The sequence below is a fragment of the Arthrobacter sp. B0316-1-20 genome (genome assembly GCF_059091865.1).
On sequence record NZ_JBNHHC010000193.1, the window covers coordinates 1 to 3419 of the forward strand.

A 3419-nucleotide genomic window follows, 5' to 3' on the forward strand; every position below is an offset into this window, starting at 1 on the left:
CCGGCCCCCGCCTGGGGCTGGGCGTGGTACTGGCCGCGCTCGGACTCCTGGTCGGTGTGCTGCTGGTGCTGCCGGTCGGCGGCGCTGATGTACCCATCGTGATCTCATTGCTCAATGCGTTCACCGGGCTCACGGTGGCTGCCGGAGGGTACGTGCTGGACAATGTCCTGCTGCTCATCGCCGGCACCCTCGTGGGCGCATCGGGAACACTGCTGACCGTCATGATGGCGCGCGGCATGGGCCGCTCAGTAGTGAACATACTTTTCGGAGCGCTCAAGGGTGGCTCCACGCTGGGAGCGGGAGAGGCCAGCGACCGCCCCGTTCGTTCCGCCGGGCCCGAGGACATTGCCATCACGCTGGGTTACGCAGGCCGAGTCATTATCGTGCCCGGCTACGGCCTGGCAGTGGCTCAGGCCCAGCACACGCTGCGCGAACTCGTGGAGGTCCTGGTCGAACGTGGCGTGAATGTGGATTACGCCATCCATCCTGTGGCTGGCCGTATGCCGGGGCATATGAATGTCCTGCTGGCCGAGGCCCAGGTCCCCTACGAACAGTTGATTGAAATGGACGAAATCAACTCCGACTTCAAGCACAGCGACGTGGTCCTGGTGGTCGGCGCCAACGATGTGGTCAACCCCGCGGCCAAGTCGACGCCGGGGGCGCCGATCTACGGGATGCCCATCCTCCAGGCGGACGAGGCGAAACAGATCATTTTCATGAAGCGCTCGATGCGGCCAGGCTTCGCAGGGATCGAGAACGAGCTGCTCTTCGACCCCAAGACAACGCTCTTGTTTGGGGATGCGAAGGATTCCATGGGCAAGCTGCTGAACGCGGTGAAGGCGCTCTAGCACCGCGGGTGGACTGCGAAAGAATAGTGGCCTGTCCCTGCCATGCACCGGGGACAGGCCCTTTTCGCTGCGCCGTATTGGCTATTGATTCCTGTGCCGGCCTTTGGACCTGGATCGTCCTAGCTCAGGAGATAAACGTGATTGATGGCAAAGTTTCCCACAGCGATAGCCCCGGCTCGCGTTCTCTCTGGGCGGGCCGTACGCTCGCCTTGTTGGGCATTGTCCTCGTGGCTCTGAGCCTGCGGTCGGCAGTCACCGCCATGTCTCCGATTTTCGACCAGATCAGCGCAGACGTGCCGCTGAACGACCTTGCTCTCGGCGTCATCGGCATGCTGCCCCCTTTAATGCTGGCAACCGGCGGATTGATAGGGCCGTCCTTTGCCCGCCGTGTCGGACTGGAGGCCAGCCTTGTACTTGCCTGCCTCGCGATGCTGGCCGGGCATATCGCCCGCTCGCTGGCCAATGATTTTTCCCAGCTGCTTGTGGGCAGCATCCTCGCGATGCTGGGAATGGGCCTTGGGAATGTACTCCTTCCTCCTGTGGTGAAACGCTACTTTCCTGATCGCATCGCCCTGCTAACAACCATCTACGCCATGTTGTTTTCGGCAAGCACAGCGATTCCGGGCGCCGTCTCAGCACTGATCACAGACGCAACGGGCTGGCGGACCGCCCTCGCACTGTGGGGCGTCGTTGCCCTGCTTGCCGCTCCGCCGTGGGTGGTTCTCCTCGTCCGGGCAAGACGCAAGCTACCGGAAAGCCACGAAGATTCGATCCCAGCCTCTCAGTCTGCCTCACACGGAGGCATCGGGTTGTGGCGGTCCCGCCTGGCCTGGGGCCTTCTGCTAATGCACGGTCTCGCCTCACTCAATGGCTATGCGATGCTTGCCTGGCTGCCAGAATTGCTGACCGGCCATGCCGGAACGTCAAGCATTGAAGCCGGCGTGCTCTTGTCCATCTACGCTATCACCGCGTTCCCTCTCTCACTCATCGCACCTGCGATCGCGGTTCGCCTGCGGAACGGCGGCATGCTCGCCCACGTCGGCGCGGCAGCGTTCGTTGCCGGCTACTTGGGCCTGTTGCTGGTACCGAATGTCCTGACGCCCCTGTGGGTCGTCACAGCGGCACTCGGAACAGGCCTGTTTCCAGTCATGCTCGCGCTGATCAACTCGAGGACACAGACCCCGGCCATGACGGCCGCCCTGAGCGGTTTCGTCCAGGGACAGGGCTCCCTGGTCGCCGTTGCAGGTCCCCTCGTCGTCGGAATACTCCGCGACCTGACCGGTGGGTGGACCGTGCCGATCTGTTTCCTCATCGTTACTTCCATAGGGATTGTGCTGGCAGGGATGATGCTTCGGAACCCTCAGACGGTGGAAGAGGAACTCATAGAACTCGCTGCCAAGGACGGTTGAGCGAGGTCAGCAGCCGGTCGCAATCGGTTCGGAGCAGCTGCAGCGCCGACCATGTGCTTTCGCGGCCAGATATGCAGCCTCGCGCAGTGCGGTCAGAGCCAGATGGCATTGCGGCCACTAACTGCGGCATTTCCCTCCCGCAGTACCCGCCAATTCTCGTCCACCTGACGGGCTTATGGCAGTGGGACTGGTCGATTGTGCTCGGCCAGTCCCACTGCTTATCCAAACTTGGGTCAGTCTCAGACCGCGGCTGCGTCGGCCACGAGTTCGCCCGCTTCCGCAGTTCCCCGCCGCGCCGCCGTACGTCCGGCCAGATAGCCGAAGACGAGGGCGGGACCCAGTGTTCCGCCGGCGCCGCCGTACACCATGCCGGTGGGGCCTGCCATGACGTTCCCAGCGGCGAAGAGGCCCGGAATGACCTCGCCGTCGACGTTCAGAACTTCAGACTTTCCGGTTGTCCGGGGACCGCCCTTGGTGCCGAGCGTGCTGCTGTGGAGCTCCACGGCATAGAAAGGGCCGCGGTTCAGTGGCCCAAACGTAGAGTCCGGGCCCGGATAGTCATCCTGGTTGCCCACGAAGCCATCGAATGCGCTTTCACCGCGGCGGAAGTCCGGGTCAACACCTTGCTGGGCATGCTCGTTCCACCGCTCCACGGTGGCCTGCAGTGCCTCGGCCGGGACGGATAGCTGCTCCGCGAGACCGTCGAGGGTGTCCGCCCGGGTGACCCAGTCAGGCATCTGGCCTCCGGGAGGGCATCCAAAGCCGCCGAAGCGTTCCACCATATTGGCATCGAAGACCACCCAGCAGGGGATGTTCCGATAGTCAAACGAGGTGGGATCGAGCTCATGCAGAGCCCCGCCCATTGCGTTGTAGTTCGTCGCCTCGTTGGTGAACCGCTTGCCCTCGCGATTGATCATGATCGAATGGGGAACCGTTCGCTCGCGCTGGACCAGGTACACCGGCTTGGACCCGTCCGGGTTTTCGCCCGGGAGGGTACAGACCGGCACCCACCACGCCTCCCTCATGTTTCCCAAGCTGGCACCGGCGCGCATGGCCATCCGAAGCCCGTCGCCCGTATTCGTCGGCACGCTCGCAGGGTGGCGAAGTGGTCCCCGCAGGAAATCACGGGCGAGCGCCTTATCCCACTCAAAACCTCCGGTCG

The 3419-nt window shown here is 63.5% G+C and carries 3 protein-coding genes; 2 read left to right on the forward strand and 1 reads right to left on the reverse strand.

The features are described 5' to 3' along the window. Both AC5RW2_RS41630 and AC5RW2_RS41635 read left to right on the forward strand, forming a co-directional pair. A partial coding sequence (locus AC5RW2_RS41630; RefSeq protein ID WP_494075328.1) for an NAD(P)(+) transhydrogenase (Re/Si-specific) subunit beta occupies nt 1-848 on the forward strand: 848 nt, incomplete at its 5' end. Nucleotides 849-985: 137 nt separating this feature from the next. Next, nucleotides 986-2257, forward strand: coding sequence for an MFS transporter (locus AC5RW2_RS41635; protein WP_494036970.1), 1272 nt, complete (start codon nt 986-988; stop codon nt 2255-2257). A 239-nt stretch (nt 2258-2496) separates the two neighbouring features. On the opposite strand, the gene AC5RW2_RS41640 is transcribed toward AC5RW2_RS41635, so the two are convergent. Next, nucleotides 2497-3419 (reverse strand): FAD-binding protein (locus AC5RW2_RS41640; RefSeq protein ID WP_494075329.1); only part of this gene is annotated, 923 nt, incomplete at its 5' end.